The sequence below is a fragment of the Chryseobacterium koreense CCUG 49689 genome, from assembly GCF_001045435.1.
Lineage (GTDB): Bacteria > Bacteroidota > Bacteroidia > Flavobacteriales > Weeksellaceae > Kaistella > Kaistella koreensis.
Genome location: NZ_LFNG01000006.1, coordinates 290,236 through 313,692 on the forward strand (window position 1 = coordinate 290,236; position 23,457 = coordinate 313,692).

Here is a 23,457-nt window from a genome sequence, read left to right on the forward strand (position 1 = left end):
TTAATTAAACTTCCGTAAGTTGCCGATCCAGCTCCAAAGCTTTTGGAAACAGGTAATCGTTTTCCAGCCGGAAGTGCTCGTTTAAATCTGCCTCAAATTCTTTAAGTTTTCCATAAAGGAAGGAAAATGAGTTACATGCATTCTTAGGAGGCGTGAAATTGTGGGTGATTCTCCTGATCAAATTCAGGTCCTCATTTGCAATTTCGTGATCCTTTAATAAAACCCTGATCGGCAAATCCAAAGTCCCGACTTCATAAGTCGTTTTTTCTTCCGGATTTCTTCTTTTCGCCAAACCTTGTTTGATGACCGGGAAAAGCACGCCTTCTTCGTTGGCAATGTGATCCAATAAATCCTGGAGGAAATGGTGAGTCTGGGTTGCAACCCGGTGAAGCTCCGGATGATCTGTTCCATGGTGTTCGGAAACCTTGATCGCCAAACCATTCAGTGCTTCCGCGTTATCTTTGATGTACTGATGGTGTTTTTCCACGATATAGTCTGCAAGTTCATCAAGCTCCCATTCATCGAAATCATCACTTTTAGCCGAATTTGAACCGGAATCGCTGCAGCCGAATTTCACTCCTTTTTCTTTGAGCAATTCCGCCTTTTTCACATCCTTTTCGGGAATCGCACCTTTAGCAGTTTGTTTTTCTGCCGGATTTTTTGCGATTAACACTTTGTACCATTCCGGACCCTTTTGAAGGTATTCCCAGGTAAAGATATTTCCTCTTTCCGCCAAAAGTTCATAATACAGCGGTTTTGGATCATGGTCATTATCAATGATGAAACTTTCGCCGGGATTCAGTGCATCGAAATGTTGAAAGATCGTCGGATGCTTGAATTTTGGTTCAATTTTGGTCACGTCCAAAGTTTCCTTCGGTTCAGGTTTCGCTTCCTCTTTGGTTTCTTCGGCAGGATTTTTCGCGATCTGCACCATAAACCATTCCGGTCCCTTCTGCAGATATTCCCAGGTGAAAATATTTCCTCTTTCGGCAAGAAGCTCGTAATATAAAGGTTTCGGATCATGGTCGTTTTCTATGATGAAACTTTCACCTGCTTCCAGAGCGTCGAAATGTTTAAAAACGGTGGGGTGTTTCAGGCGAGGTTCTATTTTGGTAACGTCCAAAGTTTCCAGTGTTGCCATTGTTGTTTAGATTTATTTGTTTAAAAATTGGTTTATTCGATATTTATGGGTCTTTCCATTAAAAAATTAATCAAAAAAAATAAGACCATTTTATCCTTTTTAGGTTTAAAAATTTTTCATCCTCTTTTTAATTGCAAAACTTCGTCCACATCTTCATTTCTGAATCTGCTTAAAGTGACCTTTCCATAGATTTTATAGAGTTGGTCTCTCGCTTCCTTGTATTCATTGTGTATCGGACAAGGATTGGATTCCGAGCAGAATGCCAAACCGAGACCACAACCGTGAAACATTTTATCTCCGTCAATGGCTTCCACGATGTCTGCCAAAGAAAATTCCGCCGCTTTATCCGAGATATAAAATCCGCCGTATCTCCCTTTTGCAGATTGCAAAAATCCCTGCCTGCTCAATCCCTGCAGAATCTTCGCGATGAAAAGCTCGGGAGAATTAATCTTCTCCGAAATTTCTTTGATATTTACCATGGTTCCGTCTTTGGATTGCTGCGCGATGTAAATCATCGCCCTTAACGCATATTCACATGTTTTCGAAAGCATATCTCTAATTCTACCCGACAAAGGTAAAGATAATTTTTTAAATAGGACAAATTTGTCTTAATTAAATTTAAGCATAAAAAAATCCTCCGAGAAAAATGCTCAGAGGATTCAATAAAACTATTCGGGTTAAACTTCCACACTTTCTACAGCATGTTGTTTCACCAGTTCCTGCTGCACATTTGGCGGAACCAGTTGATAATCCGAAAACTTCATTTTGAATTTGGCTCTTCCTCCCGTAATGGAGCGAAGTGTGGAACCATAATCATGCATTTCGGCTAAAGGAACATTTGCCAGAATTTTTTGGTAATGTCCTTCGGAATCCATTCCGGAAATCACGGCGCGTCTGGTTTGCAAATCTCCCATTACATCACCAGTATCTTCGTCCGGACAAAGGATTTCCACAGCATACATCGGTTCCAAGAGTTGAGGTTTCGCCAAGTGGAAAGCAGTTTTAAACGCTCCGGAAGCCGCGAGTTGGAAGGAAATATCGTTGGAATCCACACTGTGCATTTTTCCGTCATAAACAGAAACACGAATATTTTGGCAGTGAGAGCCGGTTAAAGGACCTTCTTTCATCTGCTGCATAATTCCTTTCTTAATGGCACCGATGTATCGGTTATCGATTGCTCCGCCCACGATGCACCAGTAGAAAGCGAGTTTTCCGCCCCATGGTAAATCCTCGATTTCTTTTTGGCGGATGCTCATTCCGGTTGGCTCTTCCATTCCTTCGTAGAAATTTTCAACACGCATGTGGATTTCCCCGAACTGTCCTGCTCCACCGGATTGCTTTTTGTGGCGATAATCGGCATCAGCTTTAGAGGTAATCGTCTCTCTATACGGAATCTTAGGATTACTGAAATTCATTTTCACGCCAAATTCGTCCTGCAGTCTTTGTTTCACCAAATCCAGGTGCAACTGACCTTGACCGTGAAGCAAAGTTTGTTTCAATTCCGCAGATTGTTCTACCCTCAAAGTGGGGTCTTCCTCAGAAATTCGGTTGAGTGCGGTCACCAATTTTTCCATATCTGCTGAAGAATCTGTGGAAACAGCTTTTCTGATTCTGCTTTCCGGGAATTCCATCGGGCGGATTTTTCGATCCAGACCTTTTGTATTCAAAGTATTGTTGGAGTGTCCGTATTTCAATTTCACGGTGGCTCCCAAATCTCCGGCGACCAGTTCATTTACAGGAATCCTGTCTTTTCCTTTAGCCAAAAATATTTGCGAGATTCTTTCTGTTTCGCCATTGTTTGCATTGACCAGTTCGTCTCCTGCCTTCAATTTTCCGGTCAGAACTTTAAAATAAGAAACCATTCCCACTTGCGGTTCGGATAAGGTTTTATAGATAAAAATGGTTGTTTTGTCGTTCGGATCGTATGTGATTTCTTCACCGTTTTCCAATTTCCTTGCCGGTCGATCTGCTGGTGACGGCGCGATATCGTTGATGAATCCCATCAATCTTCCACTTCCCATATCTTTCAAACCGCTGGTCACGAAAACCGGGAAAAACTGCTGGTTTGCAATGGCAATGGTGATTCCTTTTGCCAATTCTTCTTCGGAAAGATTTCCTTCCTCGAAATATTTTTCCATTAACCCCTCCTCATTTTCGGCCGCGATTTCCACCAAAGCGTTGTGCATCGCGTTGGCTTTTTCCATTTCAGATTCCGGGATCGGCTTTTTCTCAGGTTTTCCACCGTTTTCCGGAAATTCATACATCACCATTCTCAGCGCATCGATGATCTGGTTAAAGTGGGGTCCGGAATTATATGGATACTGAATAGGAACCAGTTTCGGGCCGAATCTTTCTTTTGCCTGTTCCAAAGTTTTCTCGAAATCCGCCTTCGGGTGATCCATCTGGTTGATGACGAAAATAGTCGGCGTGTGGTTTTTTTCCACATATTCCCAAACGAGTTCGGTTCCTACTTCCACACCGTTTGCTGCGTTCAAGACGATTACTGCGGTATCGGCGACTTTCAAAGAAGAAACGATTTCACCTACGAAATCGTCAAATCCGGGAGTGTCGATGATGTTGATTTTATTGTTGCGCCAGTTGACAAACATTTGGTGGGAGAAAATAGTTTTGCCTTTTTCGTGTTCCAAATCGGTATTGTCGCTCACGGTGTTCTGTGTTTCCACAGTTCCGCGGCGCTTAATCTCCCCGCCTTCAAATAACATGGCTTCAATGAGCGTGGTTTTCCCGCTATCGGAATGTCCGAGCATGACCACGTTTCGTAAATTTTTGGTTTCAGCACTCATAACTATCTGTTTTGTTTAAAGTTTGACTTTTGAATGGATTTCACGTTTGGTATTTCAAGAAATGACGCTACTGCATTTGAACCTATTTCCTCCATTTTTTGGAAAACTAAAGTTACGAAGTTTTTAAATTGGTTTGCCAAAAAATAAAGATTTGAAGGAATGACATTTGGCAGATTATTTTGAAGTCCGAATTTTTGTTACATTTGTACTATCATGCTTAATCAACAACAGATTAATATCATTATCAATACTTTAAAACCATTTCATCCGAAAAAAATTGGGATTTTCGGTTCCTTTTCCCGTGGGGAAAATCATGATCAAAGTGATATTGATATCCTGTATGTCTTTGAAAATTCAATAGGACTATTTAAACTTCTGCAAATCAAAGATGATCTGGAGAAAAAACTCAATAAAAAAATTGATTTGGTTTCAGAGAAATATGCGCATCCAAAATTGAAACCTACCATTATGGAGGACTTAAAAGTGATTTATGAAAACTGAGAAAGACTTGTTCAGATTAGGTCATATTAAAGACTGCATCATAAAAATCTTAGAATTGGTCAAAATTTCAAGAACATTTTAAAATTTTGAAGTTAAGTGGATTGAACAGGATGCCATGATTAGAAATTTTGAAATCATCGGTGAGGCGTCCAACCATATCTCTGACGAAACCAAAGAAAAACATCCTGAAGTTGAATGGAATCTGATGCGTGGAATGCGAAATTTTATCTCTCATGAATACTTTGGCGTTGATTTAGAAAATATTTGGGAAACAGCCGTCCACGATATTCCCATACTCAATTTACAGATAGAACAAATAATTTCCGATTTAAGTAAGCCTTAACATCCCGCCCCTTTTTCCAAATTCAGCAATCTTATGGAAGAATCACAAAAAAAACGGACAGAAAAATTCTGCCCGTTCTACTATATAAAGTGAAAACCCTTACTTAATAAGTCCCAATTCCACCAATCTTTCGTGCAGGAATTCACCTGCAGTAGTGTCCGGATAAAGTTTGGGGTTGTTTTCATCATAGGTCCCTTCCAAAGCATTGAGCGGCATTTCGCTTACCGGATGCATAAAGAACGGAATGGAATATCTGGAGCTTCCCCACAATTCTCTTGGCGGATTGACCACTTGGTGAATCGTGGATTTCAGTTTGTTGTTAGTATGTCGGGAAAGCATATCTCCCACATTGATCATCAACTCATCCGGTTGAGCAATCGCATCAATCCATTCTCCATCGTGGTTTTGAACTTGAAGCCCTTTTCCTTGAGCGCCCATCAACAAGGTGATTAAGTTGATATCGCCATGTGCCGCTGCACGAACAGCATTTTCCGGTTCTTCCGTAATTGGCGGATAGTGAATCGGACGAAGAATCGAGTTCCCTTCTTTCACAAATTTGTCGAAGTAGAATTCATCCAATCCGAGATGCAACGCGAGCGCCCTCAAAACGTAAACACCGGTTTTTTCCAACATTTGGAAGGCCACTTTCCCAACTTCGTTGAATTTCGGGGTTTCTTTTACCGTAACATTTTCGGGATAAACTTCGGCATATTTTGAACCTTCGTCAAGGTATTGTCCAAAATGCCAGAATTCCTTCAGGTCACCTTTTTTGAAACCCTTTGCGGTTTCTTTACCGAATCCCACATAACCGCGCTGTCCGCCGATTCCCGGGATTTCGTATTGTTGTTTGGTCTCCACAGGAAGGTTGAAAAAATTTCTTACTTCGCCATAAAGTTCATCAACCAACTCGTCATCCAGAAAGTGACCTTTCAGGGCAACAAAGCCGATTTCTTCGTAAGCTTTTCCGATTTCATTTACAAATTTTTGCTTGCGTTCCGGGTTGTCCGAAAGGAAATCACGCAAATCCACACTAGGAATTTGATTCATTGTATTTGCTTAAAAATTACGGCTGCAAAAATAGGGAAAATTTACCGGAGCAGAAATCTCGTTGAAATGATTTGTATAAAACAATTCACAATGATCATTGAGATTGTTTTCACCCGTTTTGTAGCCTCCGGAAATCACCCATGAAAATTATTTTGAGGACAAGAAGAAATGATCCGCAACATAAAGGGATTTATGGGCAAAAGCAAAGATTTTGTTTCGAACAACCAATTTGGTGAATATGCGTTCATCAGCGGCGGAATAATGAGATCAAAAATTAACTTTTCGAAAAAAAATAGGATTTAGCTTAATCAAATTAACTGAAAACCACCACTTCTTTCAGCGGCAGTAAAAATCTGAAAGCACTTGGCGGACCATTAAAAGTAAATCCATTTCCCGCTTAAAAAAGTTGGAAAAGAATTATTATGACTAAATTTGCATCCATTCAAAATTTCCAATGAAACAGTTCTCTTCCAAACGAAGCATCCAGATTTTAGCACATCTTTTAGAGCAGTACGGAATCCACAATATCGTGATTTCGCCGGGTTCCAGAAATGCACCTTTAGCCATCCATTTTTCGGAACTGGAAAGTTTCAACTGTTACAGCATCGTGGACGAACGAAGCGCCGGTTTCGTCGGTTTGGGAATGGCGAAAAGCGAGAAGAAACCAGTTGCCATCACTTGCACAAGCGGTTCGGCGTCAGCAAATTATTATCCAGCAATTACCGAAGCATTTTACCAGAATATCCCGCTTTTGATTTTAACGGCAGATCGTCCAACCGATTTTGTGGATATTTTTGATGGGCAAACCATTCGCCAAAAAGAGATTTTTGCGCAGCATTCTTATGGAGACTTTCAACTTTTGGAAGATGGAAAGGAAGGCGCAGATGAAACCAATTTCGATCTCATCAAAAAAGCGGTGGAACTTTGTTTCGAGAAAAAAGGTCCGGTCCACATCAATATTCCTTTGGAAGAACCTCTTTACGAATTGATTACGGAAATCCCAAAGTTTCCGCCCATTGAAAAAACCATCAGAAAACCCCATTACGAACTCCCGTCAAACCTAGCCGCAGAATGGAATACCGCAAAAAGAATCATGATTCTAGTCGGTACCAGAGATTACAGCGAGGAGCTGGAAATGCAATTGTCTCAGCTGGTTAAAAATCACAGTGTGGTCATTTTATGCGAAGCCAATTCTAATCTGAAGAACGAAAAGTTTTTCTCGCATATTGACCGGTATATCTATAATTTTAAGGAAGAAGATTTCAAAACTTACGCTCCGGAACTTTTGATCACGATCGGCCAAAACGTGGTCTCCAAAAAAATCAAACAGTTTTTGAGAAAAGCAAAACCGAAAAGCCATTGGCATATCGACGAAGTTTGGCATCCGGACACTTTCTTTTCCCTAACCGAAAAAATTGAAGCCACCGCCGAAAATTTCTTCGCGAAACTGCTGAATTTCGCCAAATTAGAACCACAACCGTACTACAATTTGTGGGATATTTTGCGGGACAAAAAAGATTTGAGGCATCAGGAATATTGCCTTTTGAGCAACTTTTCGGATTTCAAATTCTTTGAATCCCTTTCCTATAAACTGCCGGAAAATATCAACCTGCATTTCAGCAATTCGTCTGCAATACGCTATGCGCAACTTTTTGACTTTAATAAAAACAAAGTTTATTGCAACCGAGGAACCAGCGGAATTGATGGCTCCACTTCCACCGCTATGGGATTTGCTATGCGCAGTCCGAACCAGACGGTTTTGGTTACGGGAGATCTGAGTTTCTTCTATGACATCAACGGACTTTGGAACAATTACATACCGCCGTATACCCGAATTATCATTTTCAATAACGGCGGTGGAGATATTTTCAAGATTATTCCCGGACCAAGCTCCACGAACGCTTTAGACGAATTCATCTTGACAAAACACCATAAAAGCGCAGAACTTCTGGCGAAGCATTTCGGATTTGGTTATACGAAAGTGGACGATGAGGAAACGCTTCTGCGGGTTTTGGAAAACTTCTTTAAACCTGATGAAAAGGCGAAAATTTTAGAGGTTGATACCTCCAAAGTTGAAAACGCCGATGTTTTGAAAGGGTACTTTGAATTTTTGAAAAACTCCTAAAGCTCCAAATAATCCCCATTTTCTGGAAGATTGGTGATTCTGGAAATCGGATAGATGAACATATCATCGAAATCGTTCATCGCATTGATGATTTGAAAATGCGAAAACTCCTGGATGTTTTGCAGCGTGATTTCCGTTTCCTTGATCTTTTTGGCTTTCAGCAAATGTTGTCTTTGAACGCCGTTTAAGAGGAAAGTCGATGGCGTGAACCATTCTTTCCCTTTCTGAAAAAGCAGGTTGGAAAAGGAAGTGTCGGTAATATGGTTGTTTTTCACGATGATGATTTCGTCTGCTTTGGCTTTAATCTTCATCCGTTCAAATTCTTTTCTGTCCTCAAATTTGAAGGAATAACTGAAGGAATTGTTTTCTACCAGCTGAAAATCCGAGATTTCGGAAATCGCATAAGGAATCAATTGGGTTCTAAAACCCTTATTTAAATCATAAGAAATCCTCAGTTTGAATAGTCCGTCTTCATCATGGTTCAGCGACTTGTAAATCTTGCCCAAATCTATGGAACCTTCCTTCCCGAAATTCGCAAAAGTCTCATTCACACGTTTTTGGTGAAAATCCAGCAGGGAAATTTCCTGGTCTTCTATCTTGATGCTTTCAAAGAATTGGAACATAAATTTTGTTGATCATTTCTTGGTATTCGTCGGCTAATTTACTTAAATGCGTGATTCCGCCACCACTTTTGAAGAATAATTTTCCATTTTCTTTTTCTATGAACCTGATCATCACGCAGGAATCCAGGTTTTTCCCATCAAACCAACCGCAAACTCCGCAATAGAAACCGCGGTCGTAATTTTCTGCTTCCAAGATGATTTCCAAGGTTTTCGGTTTAGGCGCTCCCAGAATGGAACCGGCCGGAAGAATCGTTTTCATGATGCTTCCGATTTTGTGCTGAAACTCGGGTTTCAGTTTCCCGGAAATCTCAGAACTCATCGCATAGAGGTTTTTTTGTTTGGTTTCAATGAAATCAATCCGTTGAAAATCATTCACTTTCACCTCATCTGCAACCATGCTCAAATCGTTTCTGAGCAAATCCACCACGGTATAATGTTCCGCTTTTTCCTTCACGTCGTTTTTCAAAACTTCCGCCGCATTTTCTTTGGAAGCATCTATGGTTCCCTTCATTGGAAATGTGAAAACCTCATCATCTATAATCTCCACAAACGTTTCCGGCGAAAAAAACACAAACCTGTCTTTGAGCAAAACCTTGTATTTTGCCTTTGAAAAAAGAAAAATTTCCTCCAAAGAAAAATTGGTTTCAATTTCGGTTTTGCAGGTGTAATTGGCGAGGTAGGAATTCCCGAAATTGAGATTTTTCTGCACGAAATCGAATCCTTTTCTGTATTCCACCATCGCTTCCGGAAATGAGTGCAATTCCAATATTTTATTCGGACTTTCCTGAAGACTGCTGTTTTTAAAACCTTTAAAATCAATGAATAATCCTGAATCCGGCAGTATATTTTCAGTGAAAACTTCCACATTTTCCATTAAGAAATCCACCATAAAAAAGAACGGAACTCCCTCTTCTGAAAGTTGATCCATTCTATCGAAATTTTTCTGTACTTCTGAATTCATTCCCACAAAAGTAAGATTTTACCAAAAAACTCCGCATCCTTTTTCTGAGTCTTGATTCTATTTCTTCTTTCCGAGAAGCGCCCAGATTCTTCGGGATTGTTTCTTTTCCCTATTTTTGCGGAATGGAACAAAACAACCCGCCGAAACCCGAACTCAAAGCGATCCTTTCAGACGCATTCAGTTATTGGAACCGCACGCTTTCATTTCAACTGATTTACAGCCTTTTGTTTTTTTCGCTGTTTTTTCTCGGCTATCTCTACCTTTTCCAGCGTTTTGGTTTATGGGAAGAATACGCAAAATATCTGGAAGTGTCCAAAAACAACATTCCCGCACTGAACGAAAAAATGAAGGAATTTGCCGCACTGCCGCAGATGGGCAGTTTCATTTTGTCCGTTTTCATTCTGCTTGCATTGCTCAATCCCTTGAATGTGGGATTTTATAAGATCTACCGAAAAATCGATCTGGGCGAAAAACCCGAACTCAACGATTTATTCGCCGGATATTTAGGTTTTAATTTTTTCAAATATTTTGGATTTTACCTGTTTTGGTTTATCGTCTTCAGTTATGGCAACTCGCTTTTGGTGTTGGGACTGGTTTGGATTTTCATCACTTTGTTTTCGGTTCCGCTGATGTTTTTTATGGATGTGAAAACTTTTGATGGAATTGCGATTACCATAAAAGGATTACGCCGTGATTTTCCCACGATGGTGGTCGCGCTGTTTGTTGCACTATTATTTGGTCTGAGCGGAATTTTGCTGTTTGGATTCGGCTTCCTCTTCACTTTTCCTTTTTGGAATGCGATGATTTATTCGCTTTATCAACATTATTTTAAAGAGCTTTCTTAAAATTGTTTTTGAATTCACTGAAAGTTTCATGAAAAATTTTATATTTGATAAACCTTAAAAATAAATAACATGGACGCTTTTCAAGAATTCGATCAACCTTCGGCACCACAAAAATCGACGGGTGCAATTATTTCTCACGCCCTGGAAACTTACAAAGGAGTTTTTCTGTATGCACTTTTGGCAATGGTGATTTACATTGTTGCCTCTATGCTGATTCAGGCAATTTCAGGATTTGATTCCAAAATGATGATGGAAGAAATCCGAGATTCCTCGGGAGACTACTCGTCGCTAAGAATTTGGGAAATTCCGGGAATGAGAGTCTATTACGGGTTGTCTGGATTGGTGGGCGTTTTGATGGCTCCGCTTTATGTGGGTTTGATCTACGTTGCGAATAAATATGATTTCAAGGAGCAAATTCAGATTTCAGATTTGTTTATCGGCTACCGACAAAATCTGGTTAATATATTGATTTACAGCATTATTTCGAGCATCATTCTAGCAATTTCATTTGCTTTGTGTGTTTTACCTGGATTTTTCGTGATGCCATTGTTGCTCTTGGGGTATCCAATTTTGCTCTTTGAAAATGCAAGTTTTGGTGATGCAATAAGCAAGTCGTTTCAAATTGCCAAAGAAAATTATGGAGTCATGCTTGGAACTTCGGTTTTAGGTTTGCTCATCAGTTTATCGGGGATTCTGCTGTGTTTTGTCGGGATTTTGCTCACTTTCATGTTTTTCCTTGTGGTAATGTATTCTGCTTACACCGCATTTTTAGGAAGACCGAAACAGGTTGAGTTCAAAAGTTAAGAACAGATTTAAAATATTTGTACATTTGAAAGCAACAGTTCTTCTGTTGCTTTTTTCTTAAAAACCAAATTATGTCAAACCTAAAACAACAGATCAGTGCGGTGCAAATCAAGCAAGTATTTCTTCTTGTGGCCATCATCGCACTTGTAATTTTGATTTTCTTCAATCTCTCCATGTTTATTCCTGCGGTTTTGGGTGCGATCACGCTCTATATCATTTGCAGGAAATACAATCTTTATCTCCAAGAGGACAGAAAATGGAAACCCTGGATTGCTTCAACCGTTTTGATTTTGGCGACTTTGGTCATTTTAATTCTTCCGATCTATTTTATTGTGGATTTATTGCTGGAAAAACTGGGAAACGCTTCCGTTTACATGGAGAAATTCAACGTTTTTATCGATAAGATTCATACTTTCGTTTATCAGAAAACCAATCTGGACATTCTAAGCAAGGGCAATTTGGAAAAACTCAAGGAGAATGTCGGGAAGTATTCCACTGCGGCTTTGAGTGGGACTTTCAATACTTTAACGGTGGTGGCTTCCATGTACTTCATCCTTTATTTTATGCTGGAAAAACCGCGGTTTTTCGAACGATTGGTAAGAGATGCGGCACCTTTGAAAAAAAGCAACATCAATCTGATCGGCGACAAAATCCAGAAAATGGTGGTGGCAAACGCAATCGGAATACCGGTTACTGCGATTGGTCAAGGTTTGGTTGCGCTGATTGGTTACTGGATTTTCGGTGCACCGAGTGCGATTCTTTTATTTGCAATAACCTGTTTCGCATCTATGCTTCCTGTTGTTGGCGCATCGATTGTCTGGATTCCGGTCTGTATTTTCATGATTGCCGAAGGAAGAGTGGGACCGGGAATCGGACTTGCAATTTATTCGTTGGTAGTAGTTGGATTAACCGATAACATATTGAGGTTCACTATTTTAAAAAAACTAGAAAACATCCATCCTTTAAATACCGTTTTCGGAATTATTGCCGGACTCAACCTTTTTGGATTCATGGGTTTAGTTTTCGGACCGATCATGATTTCGATTACCATTTTGCTGATCCAGGTGTATCGCGATGAGTTTGCCAATGACGAAAATGAAATTATTTTACCCGAACCGAAGGAAATCGAAAAGAAAATCAACCTAGACATCTGATGGAAGAATTACATCCGGAAATATTAAAAGAAATCTGCCAAGTTGAAATGCCATTTGGCAAATACAAAGGTACGATCCTGGCCGATTTGCCGATTTCCTATCTGGAATGGTTTCATCGACAAGGAATGCCGAAAGGAAAACTCGGAATGCAGCTTTCCACGATTTATGAGATTAAGCTGAATGGCTTGATGGATTTGCTGGCACCGATTCGCGGGAAAGTGAGGGAGGAAAAAATGAAGAGGAAAGTGTATAGGTTTTGAATGGTGGGAACCGCTGCGGTTCTAACTTATTTAAAGTGGCTGGTTTTTACTCCAATTCATTTTTGGCAAAAATATTTTGACTTTCTGCTAAAGTTTTTGGGTATTGCGGATAGAAACTTAAAACCGATTAAAGTGGTGGGGTTTTAGTTTTTTCTGCAACATGCCGTATTTTTATTAACTCAAACGCCCTTCAATGCTGCAATCTCGTCCCGCAATCTTGCTGCAGTAATGAAATCCAGATTTTTTGCCGCCTTTTCCATCGCCTTTTGTCTCTCGGTGATAAGCTTCTCCAGATCTTCCCCTCCGTATTGTGCACGTTCTTCGGCAACTTTTTGCAGGATTTCTTTTTGAATATATTTTTCGTCCGGGAAATCTTTGCTTCTTCCCACCAAAATTTCGGAAATCTTTTTGTTTAAAGCCGTTGGAACCAAACCGTGTTCCTCATTGTATTTCATCTGTTTTTCCCGGCGGTAATTGGTTTCGTCTATGGTGGCCTGCATCGATTTGGTCATTTTATCGGCGTACAAGATCGCTTTTCCGTTCACATTTCTCGCGGCACGACCCACGGTTTGAATCATCGATCGGCGCGAACGAAGCATTCCTTCTTTATCCGCATCCAAAATCGCGACCAGCGAAACTTCGGGCAAATCCAGACCTTCTCGCAAAAGGTTCACCCCCACCAAAACATCAAAAAGCCCGACACGCAAATCCTGCATGATCTGAATCCGTTCCAGCGTTTCCACATCAGAATGGATGTAGCGCGTTCTGATTCCCACTTTCGTGAAATATTTCGAGAGTTCTTCCGCCATTTTTTTGGTGAGCGTCGTCACCAAAACCCTTTCGTCCTCTTCCACCCTTTTCTGGATTTCCTCAATGAGGTCGTCGATTTGGTTTAAAGTCGGGCGAACTTCAATCACAGGATCAAGCAATCCAGTCGGACGAATGATCTGTTCGATATATTCGCCGCCGCTTTTTTCCAGCTCATAATCAGCCGGTGTCGCAGAAACATAGATGACCTGGTTTTGCATTCCCTCGAACTCGTCAAATTTTAAAGGCCGGTTGTCCAAAGCCGCCGGAAGCCGAAATCCGTACTCCACCAAAACCTCTTTTCTGCTTCGGTCACCGCCGTACATCGCATGGATTTGCGGAATTGTGGCGTGACTTTCATCAATCACCATCAAATAATCTTTCGGGAAATAATCCAGAAGGCAGAATGGTCTGGAACCGGGCAATCTTCCGTCAAAATACCTGGAATAATTCTCAATTCCGCTGCAGTAACCGAGTTCCTTCATCATTTCCAAATCCAGTTCGGTCCTTTCCTGCAATCGTTTTGCTTCAAACGGTTTTTCAATTCGGTTAAAGAAATCAACCTGCTTCACCATATCGTCCTGAATTTCGCGAATGGCATTTTGCTGGGTTTCCTTGGACGTCACGAAGAGATTAGCCGGATAAATCTGAATTTGGTCAAAATCCGACATCACGTTTCCGGAAACCGGATCAAAACTCTGAATCCCCTCAATCTCATCCCCAAAAAACTGAACCCGGACTGCATTATCTGCGTATGCCGGATAAATATCCACCACATCGCCTTTCACCCGGAAAGTTCCGCGCTGAAATTCATTCAATGTCCTTGCATACAAAGCATTGACCAAAGAATGAAGCAAATTCGTTCTGGTCAGTTTTTGGTTTTTTTCAATGGAAATCAGCGACTTGTTGAATTCCGTAGGATTTCCGATACCGTAAATGCAGGAAACCGAGGCGACAATCAGCACATCTCTTCTTCCGGAAAGCAAACTTGCCGTTGCAGAAAGCCGAAGTTTTTCCACTTCTTCATTAATGGACAAATCCTTTTCAATATAAGTATTTGTGGAAGCGATGAATGCTTCCGGCTGATAATAATCGTAATAACTCACGAAATACTCTACCGCGTTTTCAGGAAAAAACTCCTTGAACTCCATAAAAAGTTGCGCCGCCAAAGTTTTGTTGTGTGCCAAAACCAAAGTTGGTTTCTGCACATTCTGCACCACATTTGCCACGGTGAAAGTTTTCCCGGAACCGGTAACTCCGAGCAGGGTTTGGTATTTTTCGCCGCTTTCTATGCCATTCGTCAATTTTTCAATCGCTTGCGGTTGGTCGCCGGTTGGTCGGTATTCTGATTGGAGGTTGAAATTCATATTTGTTAGAAAATAGAGAAAAGAGGATGTCTCGAAGTATCGGGACGTTTCGCGCAGGATTAGATTTAATTATTTATGCAAAATTAGGAAAAATCGAGTAGTTCGTTTTTAATCAAATAATTCTGAATGCGAACCGATTCTCAAAAGTTTTATTGTTTTCGTGGGTTCATCGTATTGAAACCACATAAGAAGTAAATCTGGACGAATGTGACATTCCCAATTATCTAGGTATCTTCCTTTTAACTGATGAGGCAGCATCGACGTAGGTAATCCATTAACTCCATCTTGTTCCAATATTTTTAAGGTTTTGGAAATGAGCATCATGGATCTTGGATTATTCAAAACTTTCTTTAAATCCTTCTTGTACTGCGTCGAACTTAAAAGTTTATATTTCGCCATCTCTCACCTTTTCCAAAAACGCATCAATGTTGGTGATCTGCTCCAATTTTTCCGGATGATTAATTGCTTCATCCATTGCTGCAAGTGTTTCCTCATTAGGTTCGCGATAGAGCACCTCGAATAATGTGGTTTCAATAAAATTATTCACACTTCTATTTTCCTCTTTTGCCCTTTTTTGAAGCGCTTTATATAATTCTCTGTTCAAACGAATGGAGGTAAGTTTCTTTTCCTGTATCATTTTGTAATGCTTTGTATATTAATTGTAATACAAATGTAATACAAAATTCGTGCAAGATCAAGATGATTTTAGATTTAATATTTTAATTCCCAAAAACTTGCTATTTTTAAGGAATAAATTTTGCTCTCCAAAATAACCTCCCGAACAATTCTAAAATGAAAACCAATCTAAATCATAGCATCCCTTTTCTGGCCCTAATTCTTCTAATTTCCTGCGGCGGAAATTCGAAATCCCAAAACACCAACTTAAACGAAACTGTTTCGGAAAGCGGGAAACTTCCCAATCCTGAAACCTCTCAGCCGAATTCACCAGAATACCGATCAGCTTTTGTGGGACAAACCAGAATTCAAGGGGTGAAAACCTCCACGCCTTATCATGTTGAAGTCATTAATTCTGATTTAGGAAAACCTTGGGGAATTGCAAATTTGCCCGACGGAAGATTTCTCATCACCGAAAAATCCGGGTTCATGAACATAGTTTCCACCGATGGAAAAACAGTTTCAAAAGTGGAAGGTTTCCCGAAAGTGGATTCCCGAGGACAGGGCGGACTTCTGGATGTGGCACTGGATCCTGACTTTAAAAACAACCGCATGATTTTCTTTAGTTTCTCAGAACCGGTTTCCGGCGGAAATCACACGGCAGTGGGAAAAGGAAAACTCGCCGCAGATGAGAAATCGATTGAAAAACCAACTGTGATTTTCCGAGCCACCCCAACTTATGACGGAAGACTTCATTACGGCAGCAGATTGGTTTTTGACCAAGATGGAAATTTGTTCGTGAGCACCGGTGAACGTTCTGATTTGGCCACAAGACCTTTTGCACAAAAACAGGATTCCTATTTGGGAAAGGTTTTAAAAATCACGAAAGATGGAAAACCGGCACCGGGAAATCCTAACATTCCGGGATGGAAACCTGAAATTTATTCCACCGGACACAGAAATCCGCAAGGTTTGGCAATGGATGAGAAAGGCCAACTTTGGGAAGCTGAAATGGGACCGAGAGGCGGCGATGAATTGAACCTCATCCACTCCGGAAAAAATTACGGATGGGGCGATGTGAGTTACGGAATTGAATATAGCGGCAAAAAAATCAACCATGGAACCACTCAAAAATCCGGAACAGAACAACCCGTCTATTATTGGGATCCTTCAGTCTCCATGAGTGGGATTACTTTCTATAACGGAAATATCGACGAGTGGAAAAATAATCTTTTTTTGGGATGTTTAAGTGGTGAGAAAATAATCCGGTTGGTCATAAAAAATAATAAAGTAGTTGGCGAGGAATGGCTTTTGGAAGACCAAAAAGACAGAATCCGAGATGTGCTGAATGGACAAGATGGAAATCTATACGCCATTTCAGACAGTGGAAAACTCTATAAAATTTTTAAAAAATAACCAAGTAAAAAGTCTGACGGAAATTTCGTCAGACTTTTTCTTTACATTTTGATTTCTTAGAAATTGAAATTCACTCTCGCAAAAACCTGTCTTCCCGCAAATCCCATTTGAACCGGGTCGAAAATCCCCCCAGACTCGGTGTTTCCGGCAGAAACCTGCGTAGTTTGCAAAGTTGGATATTCATTAAAAATGTTTTTTCCGCCTAAAGTCAGACTGAATTTTGGGGTAAAATGATATCCAAATGATAAATCGGTTGTAATTCTTGCGTCATAATTTTGGAAATCATCCGGGCCTTCATAACCGAGATAGGTCACCTTGTCAAATCTCACCATCTGTAGATTCGCATTAAATTTCTTAACTGCATAATTCAGATTTAGATTGAATTTTGTACGTGGCGCAGAACTCAGTATAAACGCTCTTTCTCTTGGACTCAAATAAACCTCTTCTTTTCCCACGAGTTTCCCGGAGGTATGAACCGCGGTGATGTCCATATTGTTATAGTTTCCAGCTAGAGTTGCGACTAGGCTTCCTGCACCGATGTTTTCGCGGTAAGTTATGATCACATCCACTCCGCGGGTCTCAGTATCGATTGCATTGGTGAAGAACTGAGCCTGGTCAATGTGATTTGCCGCCAAAATTGATCCTATGGCATCATCATCTTGCCCGAAATATCCTGTAAGCACGATTCTATCTTTCACCTTTACGTAATATCCATCGACTGTTGCGGTAAATTTTGAAGAATTAAAAGTAAAACCTGCGCTTCCATTGAGTGAAGTTTCCTGTTTTAACTGAGGAATCCCTACTGCTTTTGCCAAATCGCTATCATTGGAGGCCAGCTGAATGGTGACGAGTTGCTGTGCGATAAAATTCGTAAACTGCAAACTGTAATATTTTTGAACCAATGAAGGTGCGCGGAAACCTGTGGAAACCGAACCTCTTAACGCAAATTGCGGCGTAATGGCGTATCTTGTAGAAAACTTCCCATTCAGCGTACTCCCGAAATCACTATAATTCTCGAATCGTGCGGCTGCACTTACCATCCAATTTTTGGTCACATCCAATTCCGTATCAACATAGCCGGCAATATTGTTACGGTTCTTGTTGACTTCCTGCGAATATCCGGGAAAACCCTGGCTTCCACCGGGACGAATTTCCCCCGAAATCGGATTGGTCACATATAGACTCGGGTCGGTATTTTCATTCACCACGTTTCCATTGATGTCGTACATGGCGTAGGAGCCTTCTTCCCCTTTATAGATATTGAATTCCTCAAATCGGAATTCCGAACCGAAAGCGATGTTTAACCCTTCCAGAACATTGAATTTTTTCACTGCGTTGAAACCGGTGGTATTCTGTAGCAGCGCATGTCCACCTGCGTCAAAACTGGTTTTTGATTTCGTTCCTAGAGTTGCATTTAAGGTATTTTCAATTTGATACCTGAAATTATTATTTCCAAAAGCATTGAAAAAATCTACATCCCAGTCTGCAACTTTAAACTTCAAACCATTGTCGAAGGTAAAATCGTTAATCTTTGTGTTTTCAATCGGGTTGAAACCATCCGGATAAATTTCCGGAATATTACCGTCAGAATCGGCAGATCTCGTCCATGCATAAGCTTTTGTGTTTCGGTAGGAAAATCCCGGATGAGAGTAGAAATTCAAGCTGTTCGCAATTGGGATTTCGATGTTTCCAAAGAAATAGAAGTTTTTGGAAGCAGCGTCGCCAAACCTTTTTCTTGGCGCATCATATTTGTCCGGATTTGCATTCCGGAAAGCGTATTGCTTATCGATATATTCCACGGTGAAATTCCCAAATCCCCCTTTTGAGCCAATATTTGTACCATAATTTCCGCTAAAATCGAAGGTATTTCCATCCACAGATTTATCAGAAACCACATCGTTGTTTCCTGGACTTTTGAAAAGATTCGCGCCATAAAAAGCATCGCCTTCAAAACCTTTATTTCGGTCATTCAAAATCACATTAATTACACCTGCAATCGCATCGGAACCATATTGTGCAGAAGCTCCGTCACGCAAAACCTCAATTCTTTTGATTGCGGCAATCGGAATCGTGTTCATGTCTGTACCGGAATTCCCCCTTCCTTTTGTCCCGAAAAGATTCACCAGCGAGGATTGATGGTATCTTTTTCCATTGAGCAGAACTAAAGTCTGATCAGGACCTAAACCCCGAAGCGTTGCCGGATCCACGGCATCTGACCCATCTGAGCCGGACTGTTTGTTTGAGTTGAAAGAAGGTGCCGAAAATTGTAGAAGCTGGTTAAGGTCCACCTGTCCCGTGTTTTTACTCACCTCTTTGATGTCGATCACATCCACCGGAACCGGACTGTTCACCACAGTTCTGTTTTTGTTTCGGGAACCGGTGACGATGACCTCATCAATTAATTTGTCATGACTGATGGTGTCGCCAGATTTGGTTTGCGCGCTGATCAAAGTGATTCCTCCCAGGAAGAAAGCAACTCCCGCTGTTTTGAGTTTCATATTTTTAGTTTTTAAGATTAACACAAATTTAACATAAATTTTTTCACTTTATCATCAAACTAATGATAAAAATATTATTTTAACTTAAAACTTATTGCTATTTTAACTTAAATACATCAATCATTAAAATTCATTGCGTTTTCAAAAATCCGACTGGCGAAAAAGAAAAAAAATAAACCATCAGCAAAAGTTGATGGTTTTTGGATTTTTGTCAGCAAAATATTCATTTAAATTCCAGCGATTTCTTTGGCAAAATAATCAACAACATCATCATTGGTTGCCCAGGAAGTGATCAATCGGATTGCCGCTTTCTCATCGTCGATTTTTTTCCATACATAAAAATCAAAATTCTCGGAAAGTTTTTCAATCTGACTTTGGCTTAAAATGGGGAAAATCTGATTTGTAAAGGTTTCTGATAAGAAATCGCAACCTTTATCTCTAAATGCTTTCTTAATCTTCATCGCCTGTTTGTTGGCATGGTCTGCCAAATCAAAATACAGATTATCCTTCAAAAGTTCCTGGAACTGGACTCCCAGAATACGTCCTTTTGCAAGCATTGCTCCTTTCTGTTTGAGGTGAAATCCAAACTCCTCCTGAAGATTTTCATTATTGATTACTATGGCTTCACCTATTAAAGCACCGTTTTTGGTGCCACCCAAATAGAAAGCATCGGTATATTTTGCAAGATCTTCCATAGTCAAATCGTTGGTTTCCGCAGTTAAAGCATGGCCTAATCTGGCTCCGTCCATGAAAAGAATAAGGTCCCTTTCCTGACAATAATGATAAAGTTCCTGCAATTCTTTTTTACAATAAATCGTTCCAATTTCAGTGGAATTGGAGATATAGACCATTTTTTGCTTTACCTGATGGGGTTTGTTTTGGTGTACGTCGATTACCTTTTGGATATTTTCCGGCCGAAGTTTGCCGTCTTCGGTTTCCACGCCATGAACTTTGTGACCGGTCGCTTCTATGGCTCCGCTTTCATTGGTGAAAATATGTCCGGTGGAAGCAGAAACCACACTTTCATGCGGCCGCAAAAACGCAGAGATCACAATTAAATTTGCCTGCGTTCCGCCAGAAACGAAATGAACTTTTGAAATTGGGTTTTTAATTTTTTCCAAAATCAATCTTTCTGCATTTAGGGAATAATCGTCCAAACCATAACCGCCTTGCTGTTGGAAGTTAGTGTCTGTCAGTGCTTTTAAAATCTGAGGATGGGCTCCTTCGGAATAATCGTTTTTGAAAGAATACTTCATCAAGTAAAATTAAGAAAAAAGGTGATTTCACCCATAAAAAATCCGTGAAAACACTTTTTCATGTGATGATATAAATTACCATCTTTGAACAGCCAAATCAAAACACCAACTCAACACCATTAATACCACTGATAACCACGACGAATCATTAAGAGCTTATCTGAAGTATTCTACTCAAAAAAAGTTTTTTTCATTCATTATTTTAAACAGATAATCAATTAAATGAGATTCGAGACGCACATTCTGGAAATGTGCGTTTTTGTATGTAAAATTGTTAGATTTGCATTCACCTTTATCTAACTTTATGATTTCGCTTACCGAAGAAAACTATTTAAAAGCTATTTTTCATCTCAATAATGATGAAAACACGGTGACCATCAATGAGCTCAGCAAGTTGCTGAACGTGAAAATGCCGAGCGTGAATAATATGATGAAGAAATTTGCCCAGAAAAAATGGGTGATATACGAAAGCTATAAACCATTATACATCACTGACTCCGGAAAAAAGCAGGCCGCTCTAGTGGTAAGAAAACACCGACTGACAGAGATGTTTTTGGTAGAAAAAATGAATTTCGGCTGGGAAAATGTGCATGAAATAGCCGAACAACTGGAGCATGTCCATTCTGAACTCTTCTTCGATAAGATGGACGAAATCCTGAACTACCCGAAATTTGATCCACACGGCGAACCCATCCCCGACAAAGACGGGAACATCATCGCGCAGGACCTCACCAAACTAAGCCAGTGCAACTTGGGCGATCAAGTCACTTTCAGTTCTGTAACCAGTTCAGAGGACGACTTTTTAAATTTTCTCAACGACAAAAATCTAGAATTGGGAAAAAAAATCACGGTTTTGAAAATTGAGAATTACGACCGATCCATGACCATCCAAATCGAAGGAAGGTCAATTATCCTCAGCAAAATGGTTTGCGACAAAATCCTGGTTTCGCACTGATTTTCGTTTTTGCCACTTTCCCACAATTGCCGTAACTTTGTATCATTCACAAAAAATCAATAAAAATTAAAAATATGTCGAAAGCTATTTCACAGGTTCCTTACGCGGTAAACGAACCCGTAAGAAGTTACGAACCAGGATCTGACGATGTGAAATCACTGATCTCCACCTACAAAAAAATGTGGAAGAAAAAAGTGGAAATCCCCATGTACATCGGAGGAAAAGAAGTGAAAACTAAAACCAAAACCCCCATCCAGTCTCCACAGGACCACCAACACGATCTCGGATTTTACTATGCAGGAGATATGAGTCATGTAGATGCTGCCATTGATGCGGCTCTAGCTGCCAAAAAACAGTGGGCTGCTTTGGGTTGGGAACAGCGTGCCTCCATTTTCCTGAAAGCCGCCGATTTGCTGGCAGGACCTTACAGAGACCGCTTAAACGCAGCGACCATGATTGGTCAAGGAAAAAATGTGATGCAGGCTGAAATTGATGCCGCGTGCGAATTCATCGATTTCCTTCGCTTTAATGTGGAATTCATGACTGAACTTTATGCGGACCAACCGATTTCAGCTGATGGAATTTGGAACAGAGCAGAATACCGTCCGTTGGAAGGTTTCTGTTTTGCAGTAACACCGTTCAACTTCACGGCCATTGCCGGAAATTTGCCGAGCTGTATGGCGATGATGGGAAATGTGGTGGTTTGGAAACCGTCTCATTCGCAAGTTTATTCAGCGCAGGTGATTATGGAAATCTTCAAGGAAGCGGGTCTTCCAGACGGCGTGATCAACCTGATTTACACGCCGGGTGCGGAAACTGCGAAAAAGGTACTTTCCCATCCTGATTTTACAGGACTTCACTTTACAGGATCCACTTCTGTTTTTCAGGGAATGTGGAAAATGATCGGTGACCATATCCACAAATACAAAACCTACCCGAGAATCGTGGGCGAAACCGGCGGAAAAGACTTCGTGATGGTGCATCCAAGTGCAGATGCAGCAGAGGTGGCAACGGCTTTGGTGAGAGGTGCTTTTGAATATCAAGGTCAGAAATGTTCCGCGGCTTCCAGAGCCTATATTCCAAAATCACTTTGGAAAGAGGTTCAGAAAATCATGGGCGACCAACTGAAATCCATTAAAATGGGTTCTCCGGAAGACCCTTCCAATTTCGTGAACGCGGTGATTCACCAGCAATCTTTTGACAAATGTAAATCCTACATTGAAGCCGCAAAAAAATCAAAAGAAGCGAAAGTTCTATTTGGTGGAAAATGCGATGATCAAAAAGGATGGTTCGTGGAGCCCACCGTTATCGAAACTTCAAATCCGCAGTATTCATCCATGTGTGAAGAGATTTTCGGACCAATTTTAACTGTTTACGTTTACGAAGACAAAAAATGGGCAGAAACTTTAAAGCTGGTTGACGAAACTTCACCGTATTCTTTGACCGGATCCATTTTCGCTAAAGACCGCTATGCGATTGATGAAGCTTACCACGCTTTGGAAAATGCAGCCGGAAATTTCTATATCAACGACAAACCGACCGGAGCAGTAGTTGGACAACAACCATTTGGCGGAGCGAGAGCTTCGGGAACCAATGACAAAGCCGGTTCGAAAATGAACTTGTTGCGTTGGGTTTCTGTTCGTTCGATCAAGGAAACTTTTGTAAGTCCGAAAGATTACAGATACCCGTTTCTGGGATAAAGGAACAGGATTCCAATAAAATACAGCCAACCCGCAGAAGAATTTTCTGCGGGTTTTTGTTTTTATCGATTATAATCCGTCCACCAATCAACGAGATCACCTTTACTGACTGATTGTTTCGGTTGCCACGCAGAACAGAATCCTGTCCACCAATCAACGAGATCACCTTTACTGCCCTTTCAATTATTTTCAGCCCAAATTTCGAATCCTCAACATATTTCCTTAGATTTACTTC

Annotated in this window: 20 protein-coding genes and 1 pseudogene; 10 read left to right on the plus strand and 11 right to left on the minus strand. The window is 40.6% G+C overall.

Annotated elements, in window-relative coordinates; all coding sequences use genetic code 11:
• Positions 1-4: 4 nt before the first annotated feature.
• From ACM44_RS06185 to ACM44_RS06195, 3 genes are all read right to left on the minus strand, one after another.
• A complete protein-coding gene (locus ACM44_RS06185) occupies positions 5-1,141 on the minus strand; it encodes a DUF2249 domain-containing protein (protein WP_048499142.1) in 1,137 nt (378 codons plus the stop codon).
• Positions 1,142-1,257: 116 nt separating this feature from the next.
• A complete protein-coding gene (locus ACM44_RS06190; protein ID WP_048499143.1) occupies positions 1,258-1,692 on the minus strand; it encodes an RrF2 family transcriptional regulator in 435 nt (144 codons plus the stop codon).
• Between the two features lie 126 nt (positions 1,693-1,818).
• Positions 1,819-3,945: an elongation factor G gene (locus tag ACM44_RS06195; RefSeq protein WP_048499144.1), complete on the minus strand. Its 2,127-nt coding sequence runs from the start codon at positions 3,943-3,945 to the stop codon at positions 1,819-1,821.
• 213 nt (positions 3,946-4,158) lie between these two features.
• Between ACM44_RS06195 and ACM44_RS06200 the strand changes: the two genes are divergently transcribed.
• Both ACM44_RS06200 and ACM44_RS06205 read left to right on the plus strand, forming a co-directional pair.
• Positions 4,159-4,446: a nucleotidyltransferase family protein gene (locus tag ACM44_RS06200; RefSeq protein ID WP_048499145.1), complete on the plus strand. Its 288-nt coding sequence runs from the start codon at positions 4,159-4,161 to the stop codon at positions 4,444-4,446.
• A gap of 97 nt (positions 4,447-4,543) precedes the next feature.
• Positions 4,544-4,789 (plus strand): annotated as a pseudogene (locus tag ACM44_RS06205) (HepT-like ribonuclease domain-containing protein); the annotation flags it as partial.
• A 99-nt stretch (positions 4,790-4,888) separates the two neighbouring features.
• Here ACM44_RS06205 and ACM44_RS06210 read toward each other — a convergent pair.
• Positions 4,889-5,836, minus strand: a complete 948-nt coding sequence (locus ACM44_RS06210; protein WP_048499146.1) for an isopenicillin N synthase family dioxygenase — start codon at positions 5,834-5,836, stop codon at positions 4,889-4,891.
• A gap of 454 nt (positions 5,837-6,290) precedes the next feature.
• Between ACM44_RS06210 and menD the strand changes: the two genes are divergently transcribed.
• Complete coding sequence (menD, locus tag ACM44_RS06215) at positions 6,291-7,961, plus strand: 2-succinyl-5-enolpyruvyl-6-hydroxy-3-cyclohexene-1-carboxylic-acid synthase (RefSeq protein ID WP_048499147.1); 1,671 nt, start codon at positions 6,291-6,293, stop codon at positions 7,959-7,961.
• Here menD and ACM44_RS06220 read toward each other — a convergent pair.
• The gene (locus ACM44_RS06220) at positions 7,958-8,584 is read right to left on the minus strand and encodes an aminotransferase class IV (RefSeq protein ID WP_048499148.1); all 627 of its coding nucleotides are present in this window, start codon (positions 8,582-8,584) and stop codon (positions 7,958-7,960) included. The genes menD and ACM44_RS06220 overlap by 4 nt on opposite strands.
• A complete protein-coding gene (locus tag ACM44_RS06225; protein WP_048499149.1) occupies positions 8,568-9,545 on the minus strand; it encodes an aminodeoxychorismate synthase component I in 978 nt (325 codons plus the stop codon). Before ACM44_RS06225 ends, ACM44_RS06220 begins: the two co-directional genes overlap by 17 nt.
• A gap of 122 nt (positions 9,546-9,667) precedes the next feature.
• Between ACM44_RS06225 and ACM44_RS06230 the strand changes: the two genes are divergently transcribed.
• The 4 genes from ACM44_RS06230 (at position 9,668) to ACM44_RS06245 (ending at position 12,608) form a co-directional block, all read left to right on the plus strand.
• Complete coding sequence (locus ACM44_RS06230; protein ID WP_048499150.1) at positions 9,668-10,390, plus strand: DUF2189 domain-containing protein; 723 nt, start codon at positions 9,668-9,670, stop codon at positions 10,388-10,390.
• Positions 10,391-10,459: 69 nt separating this feature from the next.
• The gene (locus tag ACM44_RS06235; RefSeq protein WP_048499151.1) at positions 10,460-11,194 is read left to right on the plus strand and encodes a hypothetical protein; all 735 of its coding nucleotides are present in this window, start codon (positions 10,460-10,462) and stop codon (positions 11,192-11,194) included.
• 71 nt (positions 11,195-11,265) lie between these two features.
• Positions 11,266-12,348, plus strand: coding sequence for an AI-2E family transporter (locus ACM44_RS06240; protein WP_048499152.1), 1,083 nt, complete (start codon positions 11,266-11,268; stop codon positions 12,346-12,348).
• On the plus strand, positions 12,348-12,608 hold the full coding sequence (locus ACM44_RS06245; protein WP_048499153.1) for a DUF3820 family protein: 261 nt from the start codon (positions 12,348-12,350) through the stop codon (positions 12,606-12,608). The genes ACM44_RS06240 and ACM44_RS06245 overlap by 1 nt, the downstream gene beginning before the upstream one ends.
• 179 nt (positions 12,609-12,787) lie before the next feature.
• Here ACM44_RS06245 and uvrB read toward each other — a convergent pair whose 3' ends face one another.
• The 3 genes from uvrB to ACM44_RS06260 form a co-directional block, all read right to left on the minus strand.
• Positions 12,788-14,782 (minus strand): excinuclease ABC subunit UvrB, encoded by a 1,995-nt coding sequence (uvrB, locus tag ACM44_RS06250; protein ID WP_048499154.1) that lies wholly within the window; start codon positions 14,780-14,782, stop codon positions 12,788-12,790.
• Positions 14,783-14,890: 108 nt separating this feature from the next.
• Positions 14,891-15,181 (minus strand): type II toxin-antitoxin system YafQ family toxin, encoded by a 291-nt coding sequence (locus ACM44_RS06255; protein ID WP_048499155.1) that lies wholly within the window; start codon positions 15,179-15,181, stop codon positions 14,891-14,893.
• A complete protein-coding gene (locus ACM44_RS06260) occupies positions 15,168-15,419 on the minus strand; it encodes a ribbon-helix-helix protein, CopG family (RefSeq protein WP_053215442.1) in 252 nt (83 codons plus the stop codon). Before ACM44_RS06260 ends, ACM44_RS06255 begins: the two co-directional genes overlap by 14 nt.
• A 155-nt stretch (positions 15,420-15,574) precedes the next feature.
• On the opposite strand from ACM44_RS06260, the gene ACM44_RS06265 reads away from it, so the two are divergent.
• On the plus strand, positions 15,575-16,813 hold the full coding sequence (locus ACM44_RS06265) for a PQQ-dependent sugar dehydrogenase (protein WP_048499156.1): 1,239 nt from the start codon (positions 15,575-15,577) through the stop codon (positions 16,811-16,813).
• 56 nt (positions 16,814-16,869) lie between these two features.
• On the opposite strand, the gene ACM44_RS06270 is transcribed toward ACM44_RS06265, so the two are convergent.
• Both ACM44_RS06270 and ACM44_RS06275 read right to left on the minus strand, forming a co-directional pair.
• Positions 16,870-19,311, minus strand: coding sequence for a TonB-dependent receptor plug domain-containing protein (locus ACM44_RS06270; protein WP_048499157.1), 2,442 nt, complete (start codon positions 19,309-19,311; stop codon positions 16,870-16,872).
• A gap of 227 nt (positions 19,312-19,538) precedes the next feature.
• Positions 19,539-20,567 (minus strand): threonine aldolase family protein, encoded by a 1,029-nt coding sequence (locus ACM44_RS06275; RefSeq protein ID WP_048499158.1) that lies wholly within the window; start codon positions 20,565-20,567, stop codon positions 19,539-19,541.
• Between the two features lie 304 nt (positions 20,568-20,871).
• On the opposite strand from ACM44_RS06275, the gene ACM44_RS06280 reads away from it, so the two are divergent.
• The gene (locus tag ACM44_RS06280) at positions 20,872-21,522 is read left to right on the plus strand and encodes a metal-dependent transcriptional regulator (protein WP_048499159.1); all 651 of its coding nucleotides are present in this window, start codon (positions 20,872-20,874) and stop codon (positions 21,520-21,522) included.
• Positions 21,523-21,596: 74 nt separating this feature from the next.
• Positions 21,597-23,222, plus strand: coding sequence for an L-glutamate gamma-semialdehyde dehydrogenase (gene pruA / locus ACM44_RS06285; RefSeq protein WP_048499160.1), 1,626 nt, complete (start codon positions 21,597-21,599; stop codon positions 23,220-23,222).
• The last annotated feature ends 235 nt before the right edge of the window (positions 23,223-23,457 follow it).